The sequence below is a fragment of the Aquabacterium sp. genome (assembly GCF_035476535.1).
In the GTDB taxonomy this organism is placed as follows: Bacteria; Pseudomonadota; Gammaproteobacteria; order Burkholderiales; family Burkholderiaceae_C; genus Pseudaquabacterium.
Window position 1 is genome coordinate 12,431 of sequence record NZ_DATILJ010000330.1, and the last position, 23,102, is coordinate 35,532.

At 69.5% G+C, this 23,102-nt stretch carries 26 protein-coding genes; 7 read left to right on the plus strand and 19 right to left on the minus strand.

Annotation, left to right across the window (positions count from 1 at the left end):
* Positions 1-175: 175 nt before the first annotated feature.
* Together VLK61_RS31485 and VLK61_RS31490 are read right to left on the minus strand one after the other, a co-directional pair.
* Positions 176-1,030: an isocitrate lyase/PEP mutase family protein gene (locus VLK61_RS31485; protein WP_414636896.1), complete on the minus strand. Its 855-nt coding sequence runs from the start codon at positions 1,028-1,030 to the stop codon at positions 176-178.
* 59 nt (positions 1,031-1,089) lie between these two features.
* Positions 1,090-3,213 carry a sigma-54-dependent Fis family transcriptional regulator gene (locus VLK61_RS31490; protein ID WP_325427577.1) on the minus strand — a complete coding sequence of 708 codons (2,124 nt, stop codon included), beginning with the start codon at positions 3,211-3,213 and terminating at the stop codon, positions 1,090-1,092.
* Positions 3,214-3,442: 229 nt separating this feature from the next.
* Between VLK61_RS31490 and pedF the strand changes: the two genes are divergently transcribed.
* Complete coding sequence (gene pedF, locus VLK61_RS31495; protein ID WP_325427579.1) at positions 3,443-4,009, plus strand: cytochrome c-550 PedF; 567 nt, start codon at positions 3,443-3,445, stop codon at positions 4,007-4,009.
* Positions 4,006-4,851, plus strand: a complete 846-nt coding sequence (locus VLK61_RS31500; protein WP_325427581.1) for an ABC transporter substrate-binding protein — start codon at positions 4,006-4,008, stop codon at positions 4,849-4,851. The genes pedF and VLK61_RS31500 overlap by 4 nt, the downstream gene beginning before the upstream one ends.
* 45 nt (positions 4,852-4,896) lie before the next feature.
* Here the strand turns inward: VLK61_RS31500 and VLK61_RS31505 are convergent, their stop codons facing one another.
* The 6 genes from VLK61_RS31505 to VLK61_RS31530 are packed head-to-tail and all read right to left on the minus strand — an operon-like array spanning position 4,897 to position 11,888.
* Positions 4,897-6,555, minus strand: a complete 1,659-nt coding sequence (locus tag VLK61_RS31505) for an ABC transporter ATP-binding protein (protein ID WP_325427583.1) — start codon at positions 6,553-6,555, stop codon at positions 4,897-4,899.
* On the minus strand, positions 6,552-7,385 hold the full coding sequence (locus VLK61_RS31510; protein ID WP_325427585.1) for an ABC transporter permease: 834 nt from the start codon (positions 7,383-7,385) through the stop codon (positions 6,552-6,554). The genes VLK61_RS31505 and VLK61_RS31510 overlap by 4 nt, the downstream gene beginning before the upstream one ends.
* Positions 7,382-8,326: an ABC transporter permease gene (locus tag VLK61_RS31515; protein WP_325427587.1), complete on the minus strand. Its 945-nt coding sequence runs from the start codon at positions 8,324-8,326 to the stop codon at positions 7,382-7,384. Before VLK61_RS31515 ends, VLK61_RS31510 begins: the two co-directional genes overlap by 4 nt.
* A 27-nt stretch (positions 8,327-8,353) precedes the next feature.
* The gene (locus VLK61_RS31520; protein WP_325427589.1) at positions 8,354-9,922 is read right to left on the minus strand and encodes an ABC transporter substrate-binding protein; all 1,569 of its coding nucleotides are present in this window, start codon (positions 9,920-9,922) and stop codon (positions 8,354-8,356) included.
* Positions 9,923-9,961: 39 nt separating this feature from the next.
* Positions 9,962-11,107, minus strand: a complete 1,146-nt coding sequence (locus tag VLK61_RS31525; protein WP_325427591.1) for a C45 family peptidase — start codon at positions 11,105-11,107, stop codon at positions 9,962-9,964.
* Between the two features lie 19 nt (positions 11,108-11,126).
* Entirely contained in the window at positions 11,127-11,888 is a 762-nt protein-coding gene (locus tag VLK61_RS31530; protein WP_325427593.1) for a GntR family transcriptional regulator, read from the minus strand.
* Positions 11,889-12,010: 122 nt separating this feature from the next.
* Between VLK61_RS31530 and VLK61_RS31535 the strand changes: the two genes are divergently transcribed.
* On the plus strand, positions 12,011-12,871 hold the full coding sequence (locus VLK61_RS31535; protein ID WP_325427595.1) for an alpha/beta hydrolase: 861 nt from the start codon (positions 12,011-12,013) through the stop codon (positions 12,869-12,871).
* Between the two features lie 57 nt (positions 12,872-12,928).
* Here VLK61_RS31535 and VLK61_RS31540 read toward each other — a convergent pair whose 3' ends face one another.
* Together VLK61_RS31540 and VLK61_RS31545 are read right to left on the minus strand one after the other, a co-directional pair.
* On the minus strand, positions 12,929-13,321 hold the full coding sequence (locus VLK61_RS31540; RefSeq protein ID WP_325427597.1) for a hypothetical protein: 393 nt from the start codon (positions 13,319-13,321) through the stop codon (positions 12,929-12,931).
* A gap of 45 nt (positions 13,322-13,366) precedes the next feature.
* Positions 13,367-13,915: a DUF2889 domain-containing protein gene (locus VLK61_RS31545; protein ID WP_325427599.1), complete on the minus strand. Its 549-nt coding sequence runs from the start codon at positions 13,913-13,915 to the stop codon at positions 13,367-13,369.
* Positions 13,916-14,148: 233 nt separating this feature from the next.
* On the opposite strand from VLK61_RS31545, the gene VLK61_RS32295 reads away from it, so the two are divergent.
* Both VLK61_RS32295 and VLK61_RS31550 read left to right on the plus strand, forming a co-directional pair.
* Entirely contained in the window at positions 14,149-14,289 is a 141-nt protein-coding gene (locus VLK61_RS32295) for a sigma factor-like helix-turn-helix DNA-binding protein (protein ID WP_414636901.1), read from the plus strand.
* 113 nt (positions 14,290-14,402) lie between these two features.
* On the plus strand, positions 14,403-15,074 hold the full coding sequence (locus VLK61_RS31550; RefSeq protein ID WP_325427604.1) for a dihydrofolate reductase family protein: 672 nt from the start codon (positions 14,403-14,405) through the stop codon (positions 15,072-15,074).
* Positions 15,075-15,083: 9 nt separating this feature from the next.
* On the opposite strand, the gene VLK61_RS31555 is transcribed toward VLK61_RS31550, so the two are convergent.
* From VLK61_RS31555 to mltG, 7 genes are all read right to left on the minus strand, one after another.
* On the minus strand, positions 15,084-15,299 hold the full coding sequence (locus tag VLK61_RS31555) for a hypothetical protein (RefSeq protein ID WP_325427606.1): 216 nt from the start codon (positions 15,297-15,299) through the stop codon (positions 15,084-15,086).
* A 108-nt stretch (positions 15,300-15,407) separates the two neighbouring features.
* Positions 15,408-16,043: an ankyrin repeat domain-containing protein gene (locus VLK61_RS31560; RefSeq protein WP_325427608.1), complete on the minus strand. Its 636-nt coding sequence runs from the start codon at positions 16,041-16,043 to the stop codon at positions 15,408-15,410.
* Positions 16,040-16,846, minus strand: coding sequence for a TatD family hydrolase (locus VLK61_RS31565; protein WP_325427610.1), 807 nt, complete (start codon positions 16,844-16,846; stop codon positions 16,040-16,042). Before VLK61_RS31565 ends, VLK61_RS31560 begins: the two co-directional genes overlap by 4 nt.
* Positions 16,847-16,904: 58 nt before the next feature.
* Positions 16,905-17,300, minus strand: a complete 396-nt coding sequence (locus VLK61_RS31570) for a PilZ domain-containing protein (RefSeq protein ID WP_325427612.1) — start codon at positions 17,298-17,300, stop codon at positions 16,905-16,907.
* Positions 17,297-18,397 (minus strand): DNA polymerase III subunit delta', encoded by a 1,101-nt coding sequence (locus tag VLK61_RS31575; RefSeq protein WP_325427614.1) that lies wholly within the window; start codon positions 18,395-18,397, stop codon positions 17,297-17,299. Before VLK61_RS31575 ends, VLK61_RS31570 begins: the two co-directional genes overlap by 4 nt.
* 6 nt (positions 18,398-18,403) lie before the next feature.
* Positions 18,404-19,018, minus strand: coding sequence for a dTMP kinase (gene tmk, locus VLK61_RS31580; RefSeq protein WP_325427616.1), 615 nt, complete (start codon positions 19,016-19,018; stop codon positions 18,404-18,406).
* The gene (gene mltG / locus VLK61_RS31585; RefSeq protein WP_325427724.1) at positions 19,015-20,022 is read right to left on the minus strand and encodes an endolytic transglycosylase MltG; all 1,008 of its coding nucleotides are present in this window, start codon (positions 20,020-20,022) and stop codon (positions 19,015-19,017) included. The genes tmk and mltG overlap by 4 nt, the downstream gene beginning before the upstream one ends.
* Positions 20,023-20,095: 73 nt before the next feature.
* Here mltG and VLK61_RS31590 point away from each other — a divergent pair, with 73 nt between their 5' ends.
* Together VLK61_RS31590 and VLK61_RS31595 are read left to right on the plus strand one after the other, a co-directional pair.
* Positions 20,096-21,028, plus strand: coding sequence for a YgfZ/GcvT domain-containing protein (locus VLK61_RS31590; RefSeq protein WP_325427618.1), 933 nt, complete (start codon positions 20,096-20,098; stop codon positions 21,026-21,028).
* On the plus strand, positions 21,025-21,315 hold the full coding sequence (locus VLK61_RS31595; protein ID WP_325427620.1) for a DUF4936 family protein: 291 nt from the start codon (positions 21,025-21,027) through the stop codon (positions 21,313-21,315). Before VLK61_RS31590 ends, VLK61_RS31595 begins: the two co-directional genes overlap by 4 nt.
* Position 21,316: 1 nt before the next feature.
* Here the strand turns inward: VLK61_RS31595 and VLK61_RS31600 are convergent, their stop codons facing one another.
* Both VLK61_RS31600 and VLK61_RS31605 read right to left on the minus strand, forming a co-directional pair.
* A complete protein-coding gene (locus VLK61_RS31600) occupies positions 21,317-22,177 on the minus strand; it encodes a YbgC/FadM family acyl-CoA thioesterase (protein ID WP_325427622.1) in 861 nt (286 codons plus the stop codon).
* Entirely contained in the window at positions 22,174-23,085 is a 912-nt protein-coding gene (locus tag VLK61_RS31605; RefSeq protein WP_325427726.1) for an alpha/beta hydrolase, read from the minus strand. The genes VLK61_RS31600 and VLK61_RS31605 overlap by 4 nt, the downstream gene beginning before the upstream one ends.
* Positions 23,086-23,102: the final 17 nt, after the last annotated feature.

The following is a 23,102-nucleotide window of genomic DNA, read 5'->3' on the forward strand; positions in this document are numbered from 1 at the left end:
TTCACGCCTGGCCCGGCAAGGCGTCGATCGGCAGCTCGATCGTGAACATGGCGCCGTGCCCTGGCTGACGATGATGCCAGCCAGCGGGCGCCGCAGCACGTCTGTTCGTGTCACACCGCTGCGCTGCGCGATCCGGCCGGCACATGGCAACGGGTGGCGCGCCTTCACGCGGCGATCATGGCGCGCTTCGCTTCGCCAGATCGTCCCGAAAGAACGCATCGAGTTCGGCGCCGGAAGCGGCATTCGCGAGGCCATCGAACTTGCCTTCTTCCGCGATCAATCTCGCCGCACGCATGAACCCGCCCCAGGCGGTTCGCGCCAGCGCACCGCCGACACTGACCCGGCGCACGCCGAGCGAGGCGACGTCCGCCATCGTCAGCTCGCTCGCCGAGCCGATGAGCAGGTTCAGCGGCTTCGGTGCGACGGCTGCCACCACGGCGGCGATGTGCTCGCGCGTCCGGATGCCGGGCGCGTACAGGCAGTCCGCGCCCGCCTGGGCGTAGGCCCGGAGTCTGGCGATCGTCTCGTCAATATCCGGCCTGCCGACGAAAAAGCATTCGGCGCGGCCGACCAGCAGCGTATCGCCGCCCGCCTTGTCGATGGCTTGGCGTGCCGCGCGCATCCGCTCCACGGCGGTGTCGATCGGATAGAGCGGCGTCGCCGCATCGCCGGTCGAGTCTTCGATCGACAGGCCGGCCACACCGGTCTCGACCGCGAGGCGCACACTCTCCGCCACGCCCGCTGCGTCGCGTGCGTAGCCATTCTCGAAATCGGCATTCAGCGGCAGATCGCTGGCCGCGACCATCTCGCGCAAGTGGGCGAGGGCGGCGTCACGTGAACCGGGCACATCAGGTCGCCCCTGCGACCAGGCGAATCCGGAGCTGGTGGTCGCCAGTGCCTTGAAACCCAGGTTTTGAAGAAAGCGGGCGCTGCCGATGTCCCAGGGATTGGGAATGGCAAAGCATCCGGCCTGGTGCAACTGGTGAAAGGCGCGCCGCTTGTCGGCAACGCTGCGGCGGATCTCGGTCATTGGGGCGCCGGTCGGGTTGAAGAGCGCCGATTCTCCGCCCGGCGCGCGCTCGCGGCCTCTCAGCCGCCCTGGCCCCAGCGCAGCTTGCGATAGATCGTGTTGCGGCTGATGCCCAGGCGCTTGGAGGCGACCGAGATGTTGCCGTTGGCGGCGGCCAGCACCTGGCGGATCATCTCGATTTCGGCTTCGCCCAGCGTGCGGGCGGCAGCGGCCGGCGCCGGCGTGACCGGTGGGGCCGGCGGTGAGGCGGCGGGTGGCGCGGCGACAAGCGGCGGCACGGGCTGATCAGCGACCACCGGCGCGGCCGCCTCGGGCGCAGGATCTGCCGCCGGCGCCGCCACGCGCACGCCGGCCGCGGGCACGCGGCGCACGTCTTCCAGGAAGTCGTCGGACAAATGCTGCTCGGTGATCTGCGCCTCGCCTGCCGCCATCACCGCGGCCGTGCGCAAGACATTGGCGAGCTGGCGGATGTTGCCGGGCCAGGCGTAGCGCTCGAACATCGCCATCACCGCCGGGCTGATGCCCGGCGTGGCCTGCGGGCATTCGGCCAGCAGGATGCGCTGCGCCACCAGCCGCAGATCGCTGCGCTGGCGCAGCGCCGGCAGGCGCACCACCAGGCCATTCAGGCGGTAGTACAGGTCCTCGCGGAAGCTGCCGGCTTCGATCATCTCGCGCAGGTTGCGGTGGGTTGCACCGATCACCGCGATGTCGACGGGAATCGATTTCTGGCTGCCCAGCGGCATCACGCAGCGTTCCTGCAGCACGCGCAGCAGCCGCGCCTGCAGCGACAGCGGCATGTCGCCGATCTCGTCGAGGAACAGCGTGCCGCCGTTGGCCTGCACGATGCGGCCGGGCGCGCCCTTGCGGCGGGCACCGGTGAAGGCGCCGTCCTCGTAGCCGAACAGCTCGGCCTCGATCAGCGATTCCGGAATCGACGCGCAGTTGACGGCGACGAAGGCCTGCCGGACGCGGTTCGAGTCCTGGTGCACCGCACGCGCGAGCAGTTCCTTGCCGGTGCCGGTTTCGCCCAGGATCAGCAGCGGAATGTCGCGGTTGAGCACGCGCTGCACCTTGTGCACGGTGGTCTCGATCTGCGCATCGCCGGTCTTCAGGTAGTGCAGGCCCGACAGCCGGCCCGCGGCGTTTCCCGCCGCGGCGGACGGGTCGGGCAGCCGGCCCGGCTGCAGCGGCGCCGTGGCGGCAGCCGGCTCGGCCTTGCCCGATTCGTCGGCATCGAAGCCGATCACCATCGCCCGTGGCGGGCCGTTGAAGCGGGCGTTGACGTGGAAGCGCCGCCCGTTGGGCAGGCTCAATGGCATCGGCACCTGCAGCGGCGCGCGGAAATGGTCGAACACCGCCGCGGCCGTGGTGCCGAACAGGCTGCTCAGGCTGTGCATGCGCAGCGCGGCGCTGCTGATGTCGAGCTGATCCAGCGCGCTGCGGTTGCCGCCCAGGATCTTGCCGTCGGCACCGATGACGACGATGCCTTCGAGCAGCGTGCCGATGAATTCCACGCGGCTGTGAAAGTGCAGCCGCAGCCGGTTGCCGCAGTCGTCGGACAGCCAGTGGTTTTCGATCATGCGTGCCGACATGCGCACCAGCCCCATGGTGTGCTGGTGGTACGAATGCTGGTCGCCGGTGACATCCAGCACGCCCAGCATGTTGCCGCGCGGGTCGAAGATCGGCGCGGCCGAACAGGTCAGGAAGCTGTTGGCATGGATGAAGTGCTCGCTGCCGTGCACAAGCGTCGGCGACTCCTCGAACAGCGCGGTGCCGATGGCATTGGTGCCCTTGGACTGTTCGGCCCAGTTGACGCCGGGCGCCAGCGCCACCTTGCCGGCCCGCTGCAGGAAGTCCAGGTCGCCGACCGAATGCAGGATGGTGCCCTGGGCATCGGTCAGCAGGATCATGCTGTCGGTGTTGACGATCTGCTCGAACAGCATCTCCATCACCGGCGCGGCATGCGCGAACAGACGCTGGTTGCGTTCACGCGCGACGCTCAGGTCGCTGCGCATCAGCGGTTCGAAGTCGGGGCGCTCGACACGCGTCAGCCCGAGCGCGGCGCAGCGCAGGTGCGACTGCTCGATCAGTTCGACGCGCGCCGGGTGCTGCGCGACGGGCAGCGCCGCAGGCGGGGTCGCGGTCTTGGTGGGCATCACCACCGCAGCTTGGCTTGGAGGCATCGAGGCCCTTCCTGTTCTCCTGCCGCGGCAGGTTGTCTCCGTCGAAACCCTGTGCCGGTGTGCAGCGGGGCGGACCGGTCAAGGGTGCCTGGGTCTTGTCCTGCTGCGTTGATCTGGCGCAACTGCGGACTGTGCCACGCGATTTGTGTACCGGCTTGCAGCACCAGCGCGTGGCACGGGCTTTGCGGTTGCAACACATCGTCCACCCACAGCTTGACGGAGACCTGACATGCCGCGCACCAGCCTTTCCTCGACCCGCGATCATCCGCACAACGGCCCGCACCCCGGCCCACACCACCGCTCGCGACGGACCACCGCGGCGTGGGCCGCCCGGGCTGGCACGGCGCTGGCCGCGCTGGTGCTGAGCGCCGCCGCGTGGTCGCACGGCGACGTGACGCCGCAGGCCGTCGACACCGCGGCGCTGCCCAAGCTCGGCGAGACCTGGCGTGGGGAGAACCCGTTTCGCGGCAACGAGGTGGCGGTGCGCATCGGCAGCTCGGCCTACAACCAGAACTGCGCGCGCTGCCACGGCCTGGAGGCGATCTCCGGCGGCATTGCGCCGGACCTGCGCAAGCTCGACGATGAATGCGCCTCGCTGAAGGAGGGCGCGCGCCGCACGGCCTGCATCACCGAGATCGACGACTACTACGCCACCACCGTGCGGCGCGGCCGCACGCGCAACGGCGCGGTCTACATGCCGCCGTTCGAAGGCGTGATGAACCAGGAGGCCGTGTGGGCCATCAAGGCCTACCTGGAAACGCGGCGCGACAAGCCGCTGCAGGCGGCGCAGAAATGAGCACGCCGGCCGTCCATCGCCGCGCGTGGCTGGGCCGCATCGGCGCCCTGGTGGCCGCGGGCGCCGCACCGCGGGCCCTGTCCGCAACACCGCTGGAGCGGGTGCAAGAGCGCGGCGTGCTGAAGGTCGGCCTGTACCACGCCATGCCGCCGTTCCATGTCGATGGCCGGGGCATCGACGTGGAGCTGGCGCATGCGCTGGCCGCGGCGCTCGGCGTCAAGGCCGCGCTGCTGCCCTTCCATGCCGACGACAGCATGAACGACGACCTGCGCAACATGGTCTGGCGTGGCCATTACCTCGGCTACGGCCCGGCCGATGTGCTGCTGCACGTGCCGGTGGACCGGCCGCTGATGGAAGGCAACCCGCAGGTGAGCATCTTCGCGCCGTACTGCCGTGAGCGGGTGGCCATCGCGCGCCGGCTCGAGCAGGTGCCGCGGCTCGACACGCTGGCACCGCTGGCCGAACTGCAGGTGGCAGTGCCGGGCCAGTCGCTCGCCGGCTGGCTGCTGATCGGCGCCGACAGCGGCGCCTACCGGCAGCGGCTGACCACGCGCTGGAGAGACGGCGCCGAGGCCGCACAGGCCTTGCTGCGCGGCGAAACGCCAGTGGCCGCCGGCCTGGCCTCGGAGCTGGAGTCGGTGCTGCGCGGCGATGCGCGTTTTGCCATCGAGCCGCTGCCGGTGCCGCGGGCGCCGCGCGACGGCTGGGCCGTGGGCATGGCGGTACGCCGCGATGCCACCGAACTGGCGCAGGCCCTGCAGCGTGCGGTCAACGCGCTGGCGGCCAGCGGCAGCCTGCGCCAGATGTTCGCGCGCGCGAACCTCGGCTGGCAGGCGGCATGAACGTGGCCGCACACGGAAGGCGCTAGCTCGCCGGCGCGCGCGGGCCTAGGCCTCGGCGAACTGCCGCCGCAGCAGGCGAAAGCCGCTGCCTTCGGGCTGCAGCGCCGGCATCGCGCCGAGCAGCCGGCGCGTGACCGGGTGGCGCGCGCCGTCGAACACCGCGTCGCGCAGCCCGTGCTCGACGATGCGGCCGTCATCCATCACCAGCACGCGGTCGGCCACCTGCTCGACGGCGCCCAGGTCATGCGAGACGAACAGGCAGGCAAAGCCGTGTTTGTCCTGCAGCGCACGGATCAGCGACAGGATCTGCTTCTGCACCGTCATGTCCAGCGCCGACACCGGCTCGTCGGCGACGACGAAGGCCGGCTTGCGCACGATGGCCCGGGCGATCGCGACACGCTGACGCTGGCCGCCCGACAACTCGTGCGGAAAACGATCGCCGAACGAGGGATCGAGGCCGACCTCGAGCAGCGTCTGCCTCACGCGCGAAGCACGCGCACCGGCGTCCAGCGAGGGCAGGGCGCGCAGCGCCTCGGCCACCAGATCGGCGACGCGCATGCGCGGGTCCAGCGAGCCGTAGGGGTCCTGGAACACCATCTGGCAGCCGAAGCGCCAGGCCTGGCGCGCGGACGCGTCCAGGCCGGCGATCGGCTTGCCCTGGAACAGCACATCGCCACTGCTGGGCGTGAGCAGGCCGACGATGGCGCGGCCGACGGTGGTCTTGCCCGATCCGCTGGCGCCGACCAGCGCCACCGTCTCGCCCGGCATCACCTGCAGCGAAACGCCGCGCACGGCCTGCTTGGGGGCGCTCTTGCGCGAGAACAGGCCGCCGCGGCCGGGGAAGTCGACGACCAGGTCGCGCACTTCGAGGACCGGCACCGGCGCGCTGCTTGCCGGGTGAGGCAGGCTGCGTGCCGGCGCGCGGCGCGGCAGCGCATCGAGCAGGCGGCGGGTGTAGGCATGGCGCGGGTTCAGCAGGATCTCCTCGCTGCTGCCGGTCTCGACGATGCGGCCGCGCTCCATCACGACGACGCGGTGCGCGAACTCGGCCACCATCGCCAAGTCGTGGCTGATGACGATGGCCGCGGCGCCTTGCTCGCGCGTCAGCCCGAGCATCAGCTGCGCCACCTCGCGCTGGATCACCGCATCGAGCGCGGTGGTCGGCTCGTCGGCGATCAGCAGCGCCGGCTGCATCAGCATCGCCGAGGCGATCATGATGCGCTGGCGCATGCCGCCGGAGAACTCGTGCGGATAGGCGTTCAGCCGCGCCGCGCCGTCGGGCAGGCCGATGCGCGCGAGCATCGCGACGATGCGGTCGCGGCGCGCGGCCGCGTTCATCGAGGTCTGGTAGGCCAGCCCCTCGTCGAGCTGGCGGCCGATCGTCAGCGCCGGGTTCAGCGAGGTCATGGGTTCCTGGAACACCATGCCGATGCGGCGCCCGCGCACGCGCCGCAGCGCGCCGGGCGCGATCGTCGCGAGGTCCTGGCCTTCGAAGCCGATGCGGCCGGCGGTGCGCCGGATCGCCTGCGGCAGCAGGCCGATGACGGCACGCGCCGCCATGGTCTTGCCGCTGCCGGATTCGCCGACGATGCCGAGTACTTCGCCTGCATGTACGTCGAAGGAGAGATCGTCGACCACTGTGGCGCTGCGGCTGGCCAGCGTCAGGCCCTGCACGCTGAGCAGTGGATGATTCGCGCTGTTCATTGCCGCATCCTCGGGTCGAGGCGGTCGCGCAGGGCGTCGCCCAGCAGGTTCACGCCCAACAGTGCAAGCGATATGCACAGTCCGGGAAAGATCGCCAGCCACGCCGCCTGGCCGATGAAGGGGCGCGCGGCCGACAGCATGTTGCCCCAGGTCGCCTCGGGCGGCGGCACGCCCAGGCCCAGGAAGGACAGCGCACCTTCGGCGAGCAGCACCCAGCCGAGCATGGAGGTGGCCAGTACCGTCAGCGGCGCGATGCAGTTGGGCAGCACGTGGCGCCACGCGGTGTAGGCCTCGGAGTTGCCGAGGATGCGCGAGGCCTCGACGAACTCGCGCGCGCGCACCGACAGCACCGAGCCGCGCACCACCCGCGTGACCGAAGGCATGTAGGCCAGCGCCAGTGCCAGCACGATGCCGTACTTGTTGGCCCCGAACACCGCCAGCAGCCCGAGTGCCAGCAGGATGCCGGGGAAGGCCAGCAGCGCATCGTTGATCATCATCAACAGCCGGTCGACGTGCCCGCGCGCATAGCCGGCGAGCAGGCCCAGCAGCGCGCCGGCGCTCACCGCGCCGCCGACGGTCAGCGCCGCGATCAGCAGGCTGTTGCGCGCGCCGGCGATCAGCCGGCTCAGCACGTCGCGGCCGAACTCGTCGGTGCCCAGCAGGAAGGCAGCGCCGGGTGGCTTCATGCGCTGCAGGATGTTGATCTTCAGCGGGTCGTGCGGCGTCCAGACGCTGCCGATCAGCGCCGCGGCGACGAAGAAGCCGACCAGCACGATGCCGATCGCGGCGCCCAGGCTGAGCTGCCGGCCTCCGGGCAGTTTGAGCATCATTCGGCCACCACGCGCGGGTCGAACAGCGGATAGAGCAGGTCGACGACGAGGTTGACCAGCACGTAGACGAAGGTGATGAACAGCATGCAGCCCTGGATGACCGGGTAGTCGCGCGCGAAGATCGCACCGACCAGCAGCCGGCCCAGCCCCGGCAGCGTGAACACCGTCTCGACCACCGCGATGCCGCCGAGCAGGTTGCCGAGCACCAGGCCGATCAGCGTCCAGGTCGGCGCGAAGGCGTTGGGCAGCACGTGGCGGGCCAGCACGATGGGCTCGGGCAGGCCCTTGGCGCGCGCATGGGCAACGTAGTCCAGCCGCAGCACCTCGAGCGCCGCGGCGCGCGCCATGCGGATCAGCACGCCGGACTCGACCAGCACCAGCGTCAGCACCGGCATCGCCAGGTAGATCAGCCCGGCCTTCAGGTCGCTGGCCATCGACACATAGCCGACCACCGGCAGCCAGCCGAGCTGCAGGCCGAGCACCAGCAGCAGCAGCAGGCCCATCCAGAAGCTGGGCACCGACATCAGCAAGGTAGCCGTCGCGACGACCCCGAGGTCCCAGCCGCTGCCCTGCCGCCACGCAGCCAGCAGGCCGGCGGGCACCGCGATCAGCGCGGCGATCGCGACCGCGGTGACCACCACCGCCGCGGTCACCGCGAAGCGGTCGAGCAGCAGCGGCCGCACCGGCACCGCGAACTGGATCGACTGGCCCAGATCGCCGCTGAGCACGCGACTCATCCACAGGCCGAACTGGGTGACAAGGGGCCGATCCAGCCCCATCTGCGCGCGCAGGTCGGCGACGCTGGCCTCGGTGGCCATGTCGCCGAGCATCAGCGAGGCCGGGTCGCCCGGCACCGCGCGCACCAGTGCGAAGACCGCCAGCGACACCAGCAGCAGTGTCGGCAGCGCGGTCAGCAAGCGCTTGAGGGTGAAGCTCAGCATGGTGTGGGGATGTGAGGCTTGCTGGACCTACTGGACTGAAACTTCCCACAAGCGCGGCGTGCTGGCATACCACGGCGCGTAGCCCTTGACGCGCTTGGCGACGGCGCCGAAGTCGACGTTGTTGAAGAGCACGATGATCGGCACCTCGTCGATCTGCATCTTGTGCAGCTCGTCGAACAGCTTCTGACGCTCGGCCGGCACCGTCACTTCCATCGACTTGTCCAGCAGCGCCTGCGCCTGCGGGTTGTCCCAGACCTTGCGCGGCTGCTTGGCCTTGGGGCCGGTGATGGCTTCGTAGCTCAACGCCGGGTCCAGCCGCGCCGAGTAGCTGAACGACTGCAGCTGGTAGTTGCCCTTTTGATAACGCTCAAGCTGGGTGGCCCACTCGATGTTCTCGATCTCCACGTTCAGGCCGACCGACTGCAGCATCGCCTGTGCGATCACCGAAACCTCGAAGCTCGGCACGATCGGCCGCTTGTTGGTCAGCATCTTGATGGGCTCGCCCTTGTAGCCGGCCTCGCGCAGCAGCTTGCGGGCCTTGTCGAGGTCGTGCTTGAAGCCTTGCTTCTGCACCGCGGTGTAGTAGGCCGAGGCCGAGGGCACGATCGAGTTGTTCGGCACACCGAAACCGTCGGACACCGCCTGCACGATCTGCGTGGTGTCGAGCGCGGCAGCGATGGCCTGGCGCAGCGCCTTGTTCTGCAGCAGCGGATCCTTGGTCTGCAGGATGATGGTGTGCATCTGCGCCGTTGGCGCGCTGACGATCGCCAACTTGTCCGAAGCCTTCAGTTCCTTGACCTGCGATGCGTCGACGTCGGCGATGTCGATCGCGCCGGACAGCAGCCCGGCCTTGACCGTCGCTGCATCGGGCACATGCAGGAAACGCAGCGTCGGCACCAGCGGGCGCTTGCCGCCCACCGTGCCGTTGGGCGGGCCGGGCAGTGGCTGGTAGGCGGCGAAGCGGCCCATCATCACCACCTCGCCGCGGCGCCATTCGTCGAGCTTGAACGGGCCGGTGCCGACCGGCTTGATCCAGGCGCCGTCGGCGCCGACCGAGTCCTTGTGCAGGATGGCCGTGCCGCCACAGTCGAAGCGGGCCAGCGTCGCGAGAAAGAGGGCGCTCGGCTTGTCGATCACCATCACGACGGTCTCGGCATCCGGCGCCTCGACCTTCTCGACCTTGACCGCGCCGCGGCCGTCGAACTCGGAGGTGCAGCGCCACTGCGTCTTCGGATCCATGTAGCGGTTCCAGCTCCACAACACGTCGGCGGACGTCATCTCGGCGCCGTTGTGGAACTTCACGCCCTTGCGCAGCTTGAAGGTGTAGGTCTTGCCGTCGGCCGAGGCCTGCACGCTGCGCGCGAGCATCGGCGCGGCCACGCCTTTTGCGTCATAGCCGACCAGGCCCTCGACCAGGTGCAGCATCACCGCATCGGTGTTGCCGTCGCGGTTGACGCCGGGGTTGGTGCTGCGGATGTCCTGGTTCATCGCGTAGGTCAGCGTCTGTGCGCTGGCGCCCAGCGCCGCACCGGCGAGCGCAGCGGCGCCGACAGCGCCGCGGAGGGTGGAACGACGGGGAATCCAGCTCGGCTTCATCGGTCTCTCCAAGATGCGGGGTGCAAGACAGGGCAGCGCTCAGGCCAGCGTCTGTGGTTCGTGCGTCAGGCTGTAGCGCGTGAAGACGCGGTTCAGCGCCGGCAGCGGCGCGACCTCCATCCAGCCGGCGCCCGGCTCCATCACGACCATCGCGACGGTGGCCGACAGGTCGTCGTGGCTGCCGGGGCGCGGCGGGCGGCAGACCGAGTAGGGCTTGCCGAAGTCATCGAACAGCGCGTGCTTCAGGTCGTCCGGCGTCAGGGCGGTGCCGGCGGCTTCGAGTGCTTCGCGCACGCGCAGGTCGCGGTAGTGGCTGTCGGGCGAGTCGGCCATGCCGGTGTCGCGCAGCTTGGACAGCGCCGCCATACTGGTGAAGTGGTTCGCATGCACCAGCAGGCCGTGGCTCGGAGATAGCGCAAAGCTCTCGTCGGGCGCGCATTCGAAGTCGATCGCGACACCATCGGCATGGCTCAGCATCATGTTGTTCGAGCAGGACTTCGGCGTTGCCGCGACCGTGCGAATCGCAAGTGCGAAGTGTTCCTGCTCCAGCACCTTGCGGCGGATCAGCGCCAGCGGCACGCCGGTCTGGCTGTAGTCGCGGTCGCTGCGCAGGTAGTTCGCGGTGATCGCGATGCCGGCCGCATTGAAGCCGTTGCGCGCCAGACCGCCGGCCTCGACGAAGGTGACGAAATCGGGCCCGTCGTCGCGACGCACGCGCAGCACGATGGCGGTCTCGGCGCACTCGGCACGCCAATCCCAGTTCTGGCCGTGGATCAGCCGGCCCGCGCTGCTGCGCCCGGGCAGGATGATCGCGCCGGTGCAGCCGTCCTTGGTCGCCAATGCCGCGGCGGCCTGCGTTTCGGCTTGGGACAGGCGGCGCGCCTCGGCGATCACCTCGGTGCGCGCGTTGATCATCACCACCTGCTCGAAGGGCAGCTCGGCGCCGTCAGCAATGCCGCGCATCTCTTCGACATAGTGCGCACCGAAAGCCTCGATCTGCGCGGCGAACTTGCGGATCAGCGCGTTGCCGCGCTCGCCGCCGAAGCCCAGCTTGTCAAGCGTGCCGTTGTACAGCGCGGCGCTGCGCCTGACGCGTTTGGCGAGCGTGCTGCCATGCTGGCGGCCGCGCTCGTAGGGCGTGCCGGAGACGCTGAGGAACGGAAAGGGATCGGTCGAGAAGCTCATCGCTGAAGTCTTGTGGGTTTCATCCGGCCTTGCGCGACAGCCGGGTGGGCAGCAGCGCTGAGGGCGATTGGCGCTCGGCGGATTCGGTCTGCTGGATGTGTTCACGCAGCAGCTTCTGCAGCCGCGCGGGCTGGTGGGCCTCGATCGCGTCGACCATCGCGAAGTGCTCGCGGCTGGACTGCTCCATGCGCGCACGCGTCTTCCACTGGAAGATCGGCGCGGAGGGCCCGCGGCGGCGGATGGCCATGATCATCTCGGCCAGTTCGTGGTTGCTGCACATCGCGAGCATGCGGCGATGGAAGGCGATGTTCGCTTCGTACTGCTCGAACACGGTGCCGTCCAGCAGCAGCTCGTCGAAGCGCTTGGCCAGGCGGCGCAGCTCGCGCACGTCGGCGGGCGTGGCGCTTTCTTCGATCAACTCGGCGGCGCGCAGCTCGAGCACGATGCGGATGTCCTGCAGCTCGGCGTAGACGCGCGAGTCGGCCTCGTAGACGTGGTAGCCGCGGTTGTGCACGTGCTCGACAAGGCGGTTCGCGACCAGCCGGTCGAGCGCGCGGCGCAGGTCGATGCGGGTGCAGGCGTAGCGCGCCTCGAGGTCGACCTGCTTGAGCCAGGTGCCGGGGCCGAACACGCCGCCCTGGATGTCGAGCGCAATGCGGTTGACCAGTTCGTCCAGCGCGGTCTGGGAGCGCGTTCCGCTCGGTGCCACGGCTTCGCGTGGATCGCCCGGAACCACGGCTTCGCGTGGGTCGGCGGCAGGGATATTTCGTTTGCTGGGCATGCGTGGCATCAAATTGGCGCCAATAATACCGCCAATAGGGTGGCCGATGTCAAGACCGCGATGACAAGTTCGCGAACTTCTCCCACCGCCTCATTCACCCGAACCCTGTCGGAGGACAAACGATGCTGGCCCAGAAAGACGATGCACCCGCGGCGCGGCGCCGCCAGATGTACGAACGCGGCGCGACGCCCGCCTTCGCCTGCCGCGCCGACCCGCGCTTCAGCTACTGCCTCTACGTACCGCCCAGCTTCGACGATGACCCGGCAGGCCATGCGCTGGTCGTCGCGATGCACGGCTCGGGCCGCACGATGGAGGCCTACCGCGACCGCTTCGCGTCATTCGGGCGTTATCGCCGCTGCGTGATCCTGGCGCCCTTGTTCCCGGTCGGCCCGCTGGGCGACGGCAATGCGCACGGGTTCAAGGTGATGGAAGAGGGCGGCGTGCGCTACGACAAGGTCCTGCTCGCCATGGTCGACGAGGCCGGTGCGCGGCTCGGCGCGCGCTTCGGCCGCTTCTTGCTGTTCGGCTACTCGGGCGGCGGCCACTTCGCCCATCGCTTCTTTTACCTGCATCCCGAGCGGCTGCAGGCGGTCGCCATCGGTGCGCCGGGGTCGGTGACCTTGCTCGACGACCGCCGCGACTGGCCCGTCGGTACCCGCGATCTGAAGGCCCGCTTCGGCCGCGAGATCGACCTCGAGGCGATGCGCGCGGTGCGTGTTCAGCTCGTCGTCGGGGCGGCCGACATCGAGACCTGGGAGATCAACTATCCCGAAGACAGCGTGCAGTACGCACCGGGCATCAACGACACCGGGCGCACGCGCCCCGAGCGCATCGCCACGCTCGCGGCCAACCTGGCGCAGCACGGCATCGCGTGCCGGCACGACATCGTGCCCAACGTGGCGCATGAAGGCGCCCAGGTGCTGCCCCAGGTGTGCGACTTCTTCGAACAGGTGCTGGCGGACAGCGATCGAGCTTCTGCTTGAACCGGTGGCGCGGCAAGGGAGTGCGTGAGGGACGAGTCGATCGCCCGTTGAGTGCTCTCAAGCGCTGCGGGCCGCCGGCGTTCGATCGACGAGATCGGCCTGCACTTCGCGGATGCGCTCGTCTGTGTAATAACCCCCAAACTCGGTGTAGCGCAGGAACGGCCTGGCGCAGCCGACGCATTGCCAGACGTCGCAGCGGTTGTACGGGAACCAGGCGAGGGCGATCGGCGCGTCGGCAGACCAGCCGTGCGTGCCCGCGGGGTGATGTTCGGCGAGCGTGGGTTCATCGTCGTCGTCGGCATGGCGCAGGCTGCCGACGCATCGCAGGTTCGACCTGTCGAATCCGCCGGGCAGCGACTCCCAGCCTTTGCACACCAGCGTGGAACACCTGGGGCATCCCGCGCCGGCGCCGAAGGCCTTCGCCAGGTCAATGAGTTCATCCGCTGTCATGGTGCTCATTTTGACCTCCCGCCGTGCCGAGCCAGGCAGTGCACGTCAGCCGTTCTCGGTCGCGGGCCGGTACCAGCGCGGGAAGTACCTCATCACCTGGGGACCCGACGACTTCAGCGCGTGGCAGCCGTCGATGCTGAACGGCTTCTCGTCGGCGTTCTCGTTCAACTCGTGCCACAGCGCCTGGAGCGCCGCGCTGCCCATCACGCCCGCCAGTTCGTTCATGTGCGTGCAACCAGCCGTGCGGCCGAACAGGCGGCGGATCGTGTCGCGGTAACCGCGCGCGACGCGCACACCGACGAGTTGGCCGTAGTCGGGCGCGATCGTCCCGCAAGCCGCGTCGTACGGGCCGGCATCGGTGGCGGCCTGCACCGCAACGATGGTCGCGCTGCGGTCCACCGTCAGGCGCAGCCACATCGAATGCATCGGCTCTCCAGCCGGCAGCATGCCGTCGGCCTTGGTGATCGGCTCCGACCAGGCATCGGTCAGGTGGCCCTCGATGTCCCACAGGCCGTCGGTGCGGGCATAGGCGCGGATGCTGATGGAGCGCTGGTGCGAGGCTTCGCGGGCGCAGTCGGGGGGAAGCAAGGGCATCTTGGAAAACCGGGAGGAAGTGCAACCAGATCAAGCCTACACCGCCGGACGACGACGTCTGGCGTCGGCGAACTCTGGATGCCTTTGATTTGACATAATATACATTGTCGCGCATTTTCACAGTTGTCCGCGCAGGTGGCCTGCGCGGGCTGCGGCCGAGCCGGCCCGCGCCGCCCGCGATGAGGCGCTGACCCCTGCGGAAGCGCGCGTGGCCGGGCTGGTGGCAAAGGGTCCTGAGCTACAAGGAAGTGGCACGGGAGCTCGGCCGATCGCTGTCGACGGTCGACCGCCAGCTGCGCAGCATCCGGCAGAAGCTGGGGGCGAGCTCGACCTCGCGCCTCGTGCGCATGCTGAACGAGCGCAGAGCGCGCTGAACCGGTCGTGCCGCTGGCGGGTGCCGTCAATTCCTTTTAGAATCAACAGGTTACTACGCGCACAGCATCGCCAAACTTGCTCACGGCGCACAACCGACTGGAAGCTGCAGCCCATGAGCCAACTCCGCGTCCATTGCTTTGCGTCGTCGATCGACGGTTACGGCGCCGGGCCGCACCAGAGCCTGCAAGATCCGCTCGGCGTGGGCGGTGTCGCACTGCATGAATGGGCGCTTGCCACACGCACCTTCCAGCGCATGTTCGGCAACGCGGGTGGCTCGGTGGGTGTCGATGACGACTTCGCCCAGCACGGGCTCGACAACATCGGCGCCTGGATCCTGGGCCGCAATATGTTCGGGCCCGTGCGCGGCCCGTGGCCGGATGAGCGCTGGCAAGGCTGGTGGGGAGACAACCCGCCGTATCACGTGCCGGTGTTCGTGTTGACGAATCACCCGAGGGCCTCGATCACGATGGCCGGTGGCACGAGCTTCCACTTCGTCACCGAAGGCATTCACGCGGCACTGGAACGCGCCAGCGCGGTAGCCGGCGGCCGAGATGTGCGGCTGGGCGGTGGTGTCGCCACGGTCCGCCAGTACCTGCAGGCCCGGCTGGTGGATCAGATGCACCTGGCGATGGCCCCGGTCTTGCTCGGCGCCGGAGAGTCACTGTTCGCCGGCCTCGACCTTCCAGCGCTCGGCTATCGGTGCAGCGAACATGTCGCCACGCCGGCCGCCACGCACCTGGTGTTGACGAAACAGGGCCGAGTACAGGGTCAAACGCCCCGTTGATCGCCCGGGTCAGTTCAGGTCGTCGCTGACGTCGTCGTCGATCTCACGATCGAAGGCCTTTGTTGCCTGCGCCTTGCCGCCCGCAGGCAGCAGCGGCTTGTCCAGCGGCCGGCAGATGCGGCTGTGCAGGCGCACCAGGCGTTCAGACCGCTCGATGCTGGCCAGCACCGTCTGCGGATCGAGCAACAAGGCGAACGGGTTGGCGGCGGAGGTCAGAGTCGTCATGCGAAGCTCCTGGTGTGTGTTCACACTGTAGGAGTTTCATCGTCGATGCTGTATCGGACGCGGGCCATGAAGCGTGTCAGATTTCCGCTGACAACGGGGTCATCCCCCTCAGCGTGCGGCCTGGTCCAGGCGTTCGCCCAATTTGTCACGGCCGGCCAGGCGCGCAAAGTCCGCGGCCGTGAGCTGGCGGTCATTGCGCAGGCGGGCATCGGCGCCCTTGCCCAGCAGCAACTGCGCGGATTCCTCGCTGCCATAGCGCGCGGCCATCATCAGCGGCGTGCTGCCGTTGGGCGAGCGTGCATTGATGGCCGCACCGCGTTCGAGCAGCCAGGCCACGATGGTGGCTTGCGGCCCGGTGGCCGCGTAATGCAGCGGTGTCCAGCCGCTGCGCTCAATGCGCGCACCGCGTTCGACCAGGCGCTGGACCCAGTCTGCATGGCCCTTCAACGCGGCCATCATCAGCGGTGTTTCGCCGGCCTCGTTGGCTATGTCCACCTGCGTCTGCGGTGATTGCAGCAGCGTCGCCGCCACCTTGAACGAACCGTCGCGCAGGCTCAGGTACAGCGCCGCCTGGCCTTTTTCGTCGCGTGAGTTCGGATCGAAACCGCGCTGCAGCAAGGCCTGCACGCCACCGGCGTCGTCAGTGGCCACGGCCTTGAAGAAGTCCTCATAGGCGCCGGCATGGGCGGCCATCGGTGGGGCCAAAAGGCAGACGGCCAGCGTCAGGACGATTCGTCGTTTCATGCCGCATGTTCCAACGGCGGCAGCTTGAAAAGCTGTTCGAAATTGCGACTGGTGGCTTCGGCCACCGCTTCGACCGCCAGGCCCTTCAGCTGCGCGATCTGCGCCGCCACATGCGGCACGTAGGCCGGCGAGTTGGTCTTGCCGCGGTAGGGCACCGGCGCGAGGTAGGGGCTGTCGGTTTCGATCAGGCAGCGGTCCATCGGCACGAAGCGCGCCACCTCGCGCAGGTCCTCGGCATTGCGGAAGGTCAGGATGCCGGAGAACGAGATATGGAAACCCAGGTCCAGCGCGGCACGCGCCACCTCGGCCGTTTCGGTGAAGCAATGGAACACGCCGCCCGGGCCGCCATCGGTGGTGCCGCCCTGCTCTTCACGCAGGATGGCCAGCGTGTCGGCCGAGGCACTGCGGGTGTGGATGATCAGCGGCATGCCGGTGGCGCGCGCGGCGCGGATGTGCACGCGGAAGCGCTCGCGTTGCCAGGCCATGTCGGCGATGCTGCGGCCGTTCAGGCGGTAGTAGTCCAGCCCGGTCTCGCCAATGCCGACCACGCGCGGCCGGCGCGCCAGGTCTAGCAGGCGTTCGAGCGTGGGCTCCTCGATGCCTTCGTTGTCCGGGTGCACACCGGCTGAGGCCCAGAAGTTGTCATAGCGCAGGGCCAGCGCGTGCACGCTGTCGAACTCTTCGAGCGTGGTGCAGATCACCAGCGCGCGGTCGACGCGGGCCGCGGCCATGTCGGCACGGATCGCATCGATGCGGCCCAGCAGTTCGGGGAAGCTCAGGTGGCAGTGGGAATCGACGTACATCAGCCGAGCATAGCCGGGACCGCGAAGCGCTGGCCGCCCGGCGGCCGCGGCACACAGGTCAAACCGTTTGTGTCGGCTTCGAGGAAGAGATCGAGGTGCCCAGGATCTCTTCGATCTTCAGCTTCAGCAGCCGGGTCTTTTCATCGGCCGGGAAACGCACGCCGACGCCCTGCGTGCGACCGCCCGAGGCATTGGCCGGTGTGATCCACGACACCTTGCCGGCCACCGGGTAGCGCTGCGGGTCGTCCGGCAGCGACAGCAGCAGGTAGATGTCTTCGCCGAGCCGGTACTCACGCGTCGTCGGCACGAACAGCCCGCCATCGTTGAGCACGGGGATGTAGGCGGCGTACAAGGCGCCCTTTTCGCGGAACACCAGCTGGATCACGCTCGGCCGTGTCGCCGGGGGTGCGGCGGCCGCGGTGCCGACGGGGCGACTGGGGGGCGCGATGCTCATCGGGCCGAGTGTAGCGGCGGCATGTTGCGCGGCGCACGGCCTGCGGCAGCCTTGGGCCACAGCACCGTGGCTTGTGTCACGAGCGACTCGACCAGCAACGCGGCATTCCACGGATGTTCGTCATGCCGCGCGGCGCGCAGCAGTGCGCGCTGCCAGGCCACCAGGCCGGCCATGTCGGCCGGCGGCGGCCAGCGGCTGGCGATGTAGAAGCGCGGTGCACCGCCTGCTGCCTGGGCCATCAGGTCATGCGCCAGCTTCAGCAGCAGGTCGATGGCGCGCGGCAGCGGCCGGCCGCTGAAGGCTGATGCATCACCGGCTGCCACGCGTTGCGGCAGCTCGGCCAGCCAGCCCGGCGTGATGCCCTCCTCGCCCCAGGCCAGCGCCTCCAGCGGGCTGCCACTGGCCAGCGCCAGCAGCGGCGCGGGCTCGTCCAGACCACGGGCCTGCAACCAGGCGGTGGCGGCGGCGTCATCGGGCAAATCGAGCTTCAGGCGCTGGCAGCGGCTGCGCAGTGTCGGCAGCAGGCGCTCGGGATCGGTGCTGCTCAGCAGCAGGCGCAGGCCGGCGGCGGGCTCTTCCAGCGTCTTCAGCAAGGCGTTGGCCGACGGGCCGTTCAGTGCATCGGCCGGGTGCAGCAGCATCAGCTTGCCGCGACCGCGGCCGCTGGTCTGGTGCGACCAGTCGATGGCCTGGCGCACCTGCTCGACACGGATGTCGCGGCTGGGCTTGGCATCGGGCTTGGCGCCGGCCTCGTCGTCGCCCAGCCAGCCCAGGCGCGCACGCCAGGCATCGGGCAGCACCAGCAGCAGGTCGGGATGGCTGCGCGTGCGCACCAGGTGGCAGCTGGCGCAGCGGCCGCAGGGCATCGCGCCGCGCCCTGCCCGGCCCGGCGCCTCGCACAACCAGGCCTGGGCCAGCAGGCCGGCGAACTCCAGGTGGCCGGCCCCGGCCGGGCCCTGCAGCAGCAATGCGTGCGAGCGCTCCAGCGCCTGGGCATGCTGCATTGCCGGACCCAGCCAGGGCAGCGGCAAGCCGCCTTGTTCATCGACGCCGATGCGCATGGGCTCGGCGCTGCGTTCACTCGCGCGGGTGGCCATGCCGCGCTACCACCAGGGCCGCGCGGCCAACGCCGCTTCGACCTGCTGCCACACGGCTTCACGCGGCTGGTCGGCATCGATGCGGGCAAAGCGCTGCGGCGCCGCGACGCAGCGGGCGGCATAACCGGTGCTGACGCGCTCGAAGAAGGCCTCGGTCTCGCGCTCCAATCGGTCGGCGTCGCGCGCCGCGGCACGGCGCTGCGCGGCCACCGAGGCCGGCAGGTCGAACCACAGCGTCAGGTCCGGCTGCCGCCCCTGCTGCACCCAGTGTTCCAGCTGCTGCAGCTGGGTCAGGTCGAAACCGCGGCCGGCGCCCTGGTAGGCAAAGGTGGCATCGGTGAAACGGTCACAGACCACCACGGCACCGCGGGCCAGTGCCGGCTCGATCACCTTGCACAGGTGATCGCGCCGAGCGGCGAAGACCAGCAGCGCTTCGCTGAGCGCGTCCATCTCACGGTGCAGGAAAAGTTCACGCAGTGCTTCGGCCAGCGGGGTGCCGCCCGGTTCACGGGTTAGCACCACCTCCACGTCCTGCTGGCGCAGCCAATGCGCCAGCGCCGCGATGTGCGAGGACTTGCCGGCACCGTCCATGCCTTCGAGAGTGATGAAACGGCCGCTCATGGCTTCTTCGGGGCGCTTGCTCGTTGATAAGTGTTGACCGCGCGATTGTGCGCCGCGAGGTCCTCGCTGAAGACGCTGCTGCCGTCACCGCGGGCGACGAAGTACAGCGCACGGCTGGGGTCGGGCTGCACGGTGGCGCGCAACGCGGCGAGGCCGGGCATCGCGATCGGCGTCGGCGGCAGGCCGGCGCGGGTGTAGGTGTTGTAAGGGCCGTCGGCGAGCAGATCGCGCTTGCGCAGGTTGCCGTCGAAGGCTTCGCCGAGGCCGTAGATCACCGTCGGGTCGGTCTGCAGCGGCATGCCGGCGCGCAGCCGGTTGATGAACACCGCGGCAATGCGGCCGCGGTCTTCGCTGCGGCCGGTTTCCTTCTCGACGATGGAGGCCAGCACCAGCGCTTCATCGGCGGTCTTCAGCGGCAGATTCGGCGCCCGCTCGGCCCACACCGCGGCCACGCGCTGCTGCATCACGCTCAGCGCGCGGCGCATCACGGTGACGTCGCTGACATTGCGGCTGTAGATGTAGGTGTCGGGAAAAAATCGGCCCTCGGGCGATACGCCGGGCAGGCCCAGCAGCTGCATCAGCTGCGCGTCGTCCAGCGCGGTGCTGGCCGGTTTCAGGTGCGGCGCCCTGGCCAGCGCGGCGCGGAACTGGCGGAAGGTCCAGCCTTCGATCAGGCGCACCCGCTCGAAGGCTTCGTCGCCCTGCACCATCTTCGCCAGCAAGCCGCGCGGCGTGATGCCGGGCTCGAGTTCATAGCTGCCGGCCCGGATGCGCCGGGCCTGGCCAGACCAGCGGAACCACTGGAACAGCAGCCAGGGCTGTGCCTGTACACCGGCCTGCACCCAGGCCTGGGCCACGTCGCGCGGCGTGCTGCCGGCTTCGATCGACAGCTCCACCGTCGGCGTGGCCAAGGGCAAGGCGCGGTCGAGCCACCACCAGGCGCTGGCAGCAAGCGCGGCAAGGCACAGGACAAGCAGGATGAGCAGGCGGCGCAGCAGCTTCATGCGGCCGACCAGCGGGCGGTGGCCGATGGCCACCCTTCAAGATCGAACATGGGACTTGATGATAATCGGCCACATGAGCCTGCCCACCCGCTTGACCGGCGCGCTGCGCCTGACCGACTGGGGCGTGATCCGCGCCCGCGGCGCCGACGCCGCCAGCTTCCTGCACAGCCAGTTGACGCAGGACGTCGAACACCTCGCCGAGGGCCAGGCCCGGCTGGCCGGCTACTGTTCGGCCAAGGGCCGGCTGCTGGCCAGCTTCATCGCCTGGCGCAACGGCGCCGACGAGATCCTGCTGGCCTGCAGCGCTGACTTGCTGCCCGCCACGCTGAAGCGCCTGTCGATGTTCGTGCTGCGGGCCAAGTGCAAGCTCGACGATGCCAGCACCGACTGGGCGCTGTACGGGCTGGCCGGTGATGCCGCGCTGGGTTGGCTGGCGGCCGATGCGCCAGCCGCTGCGTGGCAGGTGAACAAGAGCCTGGACGGCCAGGTGCTGCGCCTGCCCGATGCCCAGGGCACGGCGCGCTTCCTGCTGGTGCTGCCCGCCTCGTCGCCGGCGCCGACCCTGCCCGCGCTGGACGCGGACGCCTGGCGCTGGCTGGAAGTGCACAGCGGCGTCGCCCGCATCGTGGCGCCCACCGTCGAGCATTTCGTGCCGCAGATGGTGAACCTGGAGCTGGTGGGCGGCGTGAACTTCCAGAAGGGCTGCTACCCCGGCCAGGAGATCGTGGCGCGCAGCCAATACCGCGGCACCCTGAAGCGCCGCGCGATGATCTTCGACAGCGAGGCCGAACTGCAGCCGGGCCAGGAGGTGTTCCACAGCGCCGACCCGGCCCAGCCCGCTGGCCAGATCGCCAACGCCGGGCGCCTGCCGAACGGCCCCAGCAGCGCGCTGATCGAGGTAAAGCTGGCCGCGCTGGGCAGCGGCAGCTGGCACCTGGGTGCGGCCGATGGGCCGCTGCTGCACCCCGCCGCCCTGCCCTACGAGCTACCGGCCGACACGGCTTGAGTCGCCGGCTCTACATCTACTACCGGGTCGCTGCCGGCGACCTTGCACAGGCCGTTGCAGCGATCCGGGCGCTGCAGGCGGGCTTGAGCCTGACTGTTCCTGGCCTGCGGGCCGAGTTGCTGCGCCGCCCAGGTGCGCCTGATGAGCAGGTCACGCTGATGGAGACCTACGCGGCGCCATTCGGCATCGACGAGGCGCTGCAGCATCGCATCGAAGCGGACTTCGCCGCACTCGCGCTGCCGCTGCAAGGTCCGCGACACGCGGAAGTGTTCGAGCCGCTCGCCTGAGTCACAGCGCCCGTACCATCTCGACGTGCGGGATACCGGCCTCTTCGAACACCGGGCCGCGTGTCGTGAACCCGGCCCGCGCGTAGAACGGCGCAGCCGACATCTGCGCATGCAGCAGCGCCTCGCGGAAGCCGCGTTCACGCGCGGCCTGCATCAGGGCGTCCAACACCGCGCGGCCGACGCGGCTGCCGCGCATCGTCGCCAGCACGGCCATGCGGCCGATCTTCGCGACGCCGGGCACGTGCTCGAGCAGGCGGCCGGTGGCCAGCGGCGCGCCGAAGCGGTTGTAGGCCACCGCATGCACGCAGTCGGCATCGCCAGCATCCCATTCCATGTCGGCCGGGATCTTCTGTTCTTCGACGAAGACCCGGGCACGGATCGGCGCGGCGTCCCGGCCGAGCTCGGTCCAGCTGCCGACGCGCACCTCGACCATTGGCTTGCCGGCCTCGAAGGCCTGCAGCACATCGCGCAGTTGCTGCGGCACCGGCCTGGAGGTCTGCGTCGCAGGGTCCGCGAAGACATAGACCAGCTCGCCACTGACCAGCAACTCGTCGCCACGGAACACGCCGCAGCCCAGCACCATCGACGAGGTGCCGATGCGCACGGTGCGCACGCCGACATCGAGCAGGTCCTCGTAGCGCGCCGATGCGTTGTATTCGACGGTGGCCTTGCGCGCGTAGAGATCACCCTCGAGGTAGTGCATGGTGTCGCTGTAGGGCATGGCCATCGCGCGCCAGTAGCCCGCCACCGCTGTGTCGAAGTACATCAGGTAGTGGCCGTTGAAGACGATCTTCTGCATGTCCACCTCGGCCCAGCGCACGCGCAGGCGTTCGGTGAAGCGGTAGTCCGAGCGTGTCGTCATGGAAACCAGTATCTCCTCAGTGCGTGGCCCGCAGCTTCCTGCGCTTGTCCGGCTTCCTTCAAGGCCCGGCCCATCTTGATGAAGTCATGCGTCATGCCACGGTACAACTCCAGGTCGACCGGCACACCGGCCATGCGCAGGCGGTCGGCATAGGCCAAGCCTTCGTCGACCAGCGGATCGCATTCGGCGAGGATCATGCACGCGGGCGCCAGGCCTTCCAGCGCATCGGCCTCCAAGGGCGCAAAGCGCCAGTCGCGACGGTGATGGTGCGGGATGTAGTGGTCGAAGAACCAGCACACATCCGCCGCTTCGAGCAGGAAGCCGTTGCCGAACAGCTTGTGCGACGCGGTGTCGGCATGCGCCGTGGTGCCGGGGGTGATCAGCAGCTGCATCGCCAGCGGCAGGCCGATGTCGCGGGCATGGATCGCGCAGGTGGCGGCCAGCGTGCCGCCGGCACTGTCGCCGCCGACGGCGAGGCGGGTGGTGTCGAGCCCCATCGTGTCGCCATGTGCCGCCAGCCAGCGCATCGCCGCCCAGGCATCGTCCACCGCGCTAGGAAAGCGGTGCTCGGGCGCCAGCCGGTAGTCCAGCGCCACCACCGCACCGCCACTGCGCAGCGCCAGTTGGCGGCACAGGCTGTCGTGGGTTTCCAGGCCGCCGATCACGAAGCCGCCGCCATGCAGGTACAGCAGCACGGCCGGCTTGCCGGTGTGATGGGTGTACAGCCGCGCCGGCAGAGCGGCGCCATCGGCCGCACGCACGGTGAAGTCTTCGACGCGCGCCAGCGGCGCACGAGGTGGCTCCAGCACCTCGGCGGCCATCGCATACGCGGCACGCGCTTCGGCCGGCACCTGCGCATGGAACGGCGTGCGCTTGGCGCGGCCAATGCGTTCCAGCAATCCGGCCATGGCGGGGGTCAGCAGGC

Bases quoted from the DNA above. Each gene is read 5' to 3' on its own strand.
- VLK61_RS31485 (WP_414636896.1), bottom strand. From the start codon at position 1,030: ATGACCGAGATCCGCCGCAGCGTTGCCGACAAGCGGCGCGCCTTTCAC.
- VLK61_RS31490 (WP_325427577.1), bottom strand. From the start codon at position 3,213: ATGCCTCCAAGCCAAGCTGCGGTGGTGATGCCCACCAAGACCGCGACC.
- pedF (WP_325427579.1), top strand. From the start codon at position 3,443: ATGCCGCGCACCAGCCTTTCCTCGACCCGCGATCATCCGCACAACGGC.
- VLK61_RS31500 (WP_325427581.1), top strand. From the start codon at position 4,006: ATGAGCACGCCGGCCGTCCATCGCCGCGCGTGGCTGGGCCGCATCGGC.
- VLK61_RS31505 (WP_325427583.1), bottom strand. From the start codon at position 6,555: ATGAACAGCGCGAATCATCCACTGCTCAGCGTGCAGGGCCTGACGCTG.
- VLK61_RS31510 (WP_325427585.1), bottom strand. From the start codon at position 7,385: ATGATGCTCAAACTGCCCGGAGGCCGGCAGCTCAGCCTGGGCGCCGCG.
- VLK61_RS31515 (WP_325427587.1), bottom strand. From the start codon at position 8,326: ATGCTGAGCTTCACCCTCAAGCGCTTGCTGACCGCGCTGCCGACACTG.
- VLK61_RS31520 (WP_325427589.1), bottom strand. From the start codon at position 9,922: ATGAAGCCGAGCTGGATTCCCCGTCGTTCCACCCTCCGCGGCGCTGTC.
- VLK61_RS31525 (WP_325427591.1), bottom strand. From the start codon at position 11,107: ATGAGCTTCTCGACCGATCCCTTTCCGTTCCTCAGCGTCTCCGGCACG.
- VLK61_RS31530 (WP_325427593.1), bottom strand. From the start codon at position 11,888: ATGCCCAGCAAACGAAATATCCCTGCCGCCGACCCACGCGAAGCCGTG.
- VLK61_RS31535 (WP_325427595.1), top strand. From the start codon at position 12,011: ATGCTGGCCCAGAAAGACGATGCACCCGCGGCGCGGCGCCGCCAGATG.
- VLK61_RS31540 (WP_325427597.1), bottom strand. From the start codon at position 13,321: ATGACAGCGGATGAACTCATTGACCTGGCGAAGGCCTTCGGCGCCGGC.
- VLK61_RS31545 (WP_325427599.1), bottom strand. From the start codon at position 13,915: ATGCCCTTGCTTCCCCCCGACTGCGCCCGCGAAGCCTCGCACCAGCGC.
- VLK61_RS31550 (WP_325427604.1), top strand. From the start codon at position 14,403: ATGAGCCAACTCCGCGTCCATTGCTTTGCGTCGTCGATCGACGGTTAC.
- VLK61_RS31555 (WP_325427606.1), bottom strand. From the start codon at position 15,299: ATGACGACTCTGACCTCCGCCGCCAACCCGTTCGCCTTGTTGCTCGAT.
- VLK61_RS31560 (WP_325427608.1), bottom strand. From the start codon at position 16,043: ATGAAACGACGAATCGTCCTGACGCTGGCCGTCTGCCTTTTGGCCCCA.
- VLK61_RS31565 (WP_325427610.1), bottom strand. From the start codon at position 16,846: ATGTACGTCGATTCCCACTGCCACCTGAGCTTCCCCGAACTGCTGGGC.
- VLK61_RS31570 (WP_325427612.1), bottom strand. From the start codon at position 17,300: ATGAGCATCGCGCCCCCCAGTCGCCCCGTCGGCACCGCGGCCGCCGCA.
- VLK61_RS31575 (WP_325427614.1), bottom strand. From the start codon at position 18,397: ATGGCCACCCGCGCGAGTGAACGCAGCGCCGAGCCCATGCGCATCGGC.
- tmk (WP_325427616.1), bottom strand. From the start codon at position 19,018: ATGAGCGGCCGTTTCATCACTCTCGAAGGCATGGACGGTGCCGGCAAG.
- mltG (WP_325427724.1), bottom strand. From the start codon at position 20,022: ATGAAGCTGCTGCGCCGCCTGCTCATCCTGCTTGTCCTGTGCCTTGCC.
- VLK61_RS31590 (WP_325427618.1), top strand. From the start codon at position 20,096: ATGAGCCTGCCCACCCGCTTGACCGGCGCGCTGCGCCTGACCGACTGG.
- VLK61_RS31600 (WP_325427622.1), bottom strand. From the start codon at position 22,177: ATGACGACACGCTCGGACTACCGCTTCACCGAACGCCTGCGCGTGCGC.
- VLK61_RS31605 (WP_325427726.1), bottom strand. From the start codon at position 23,085: ATGGCCGGATTGCTGGAACGCATTGGCCGCGCCAAGCGCACGCCGTTC.